Annotated in this window: 2 protein-coding genes; one reads left to right on the top strand and one right to left on the bottom strand. The window is 47.0% G+C overall.

Annotation, left to right across the window (positions count from 1 at the left end; genetic code table 11):
* The first annotated feature begins 36 nt into the window (after nucleotides 1-36).
* Nucleotides 37-516, top strand: a complete 480-nt coding sequence (locus tag UYI_RS0131365) for a GNAT family N-acetyltransferase (RefSeq protein ID WP_026086297.1) — start codon at nucleotides 37-39, stop codon at nucleotides 514-516.
* Between the two features lie 43 nt (nucleotides 517-559).
* Here UYI_RS0131365 and UYI_RS37875 read toward each other — a convergent pair whose 3' ends face one another.
* Entirely contained in the window at nucleotides 560-733 is a 174-nt protein-coding gene (locus tag UYI_RS37875) for a hypothetical protein (RefSeq protein ID WP_162140436.1), read from the bottom strand.
* Between the last annotated feature and the right edge of the window lie 162 nt (nucleotides 734-895).

Raw genomic sequence — 895 nt, forward strand, 5'->3', positions numbered from 1 at the left:
TCACTGGTACTGCGTATAAGTGGAGTCCATACCGAAATGCGAATTGAACCATACGATAAGAGTCAACTTGATGCCATCAAGAGTCTTTCGCTTCGGGCATGGGCTCCGGTTTTTGATTCAATTCAGAAAGTGATGGACTTTGAGGTGTACCACTCATTCTATCCCAACGATTGGTGTGTAAGCCAACTTCATGCTGTCGAGGAAGTCTGTGCTGCGGAGGACACAAAGGTGTGGGTTGCGATCGACTCTGATTCAACCGTGGGCTTTGTAGCTGTGAAACTCCACTCCCAAAGCAGCTTGGGAGAAATCTACATGATCGCCGTCGATCCAGACTATCAACGCCGAGGCATAGGCTCTGCTCTGATAGAATTCGCTCTTGATTGGATGAAAGCTGCTGGCATGTCCGTTGCGATGGTTGAAACCGGAGGCGATCCTGGCCATGCTCCGGCACGTTGTACCTATGAAAAGCTGGGTTTCAGGCTGTTTCCGACCGCCAGGTACTTCAAGAAGTTGTAGGTACGGAGGGTTTGAAAACGATCAGATAGAGCTTTACTTTGTGCTAAAGCTGAGTCATATTTTTAGGGTAGCTCATTGCTCGTTCTAACTCATAAGCTGTATAGTTCGCGATCGACCTTATCTGTCTGCTGATGTTGTAAAGTTGCATGTTTTTAATGAAGCGAGCATTTTTACGCTCGCGATCGCTCATTGCAAAGAATAACTCAACCTTGATCACTTCACCAATCACTCACGTAAGTTAATCCTGAATACTCATCAGTAACTTTGCGGCTACGTCTCGGTCGAGGATTTAAGCAATGCTAAAGATCGTGTTCAGTGGCAGCAATTAACCTTTGCACCACCAATATCTCGCGTCCGTCCGTTGCAGCGCAGTGTTACC

It is taken from the genome of Fischerella muscicola PCC 7414 (assembly GCF_000317205.1).
In the GTDB taxonomy this organism is placed as follows: domain Bacteria; phylum Cyanobacteriota; class Cyanobacteriia; order Cyanobacteriales; family Nostocaceae; genus Fischerella; species Fischerella muscicola.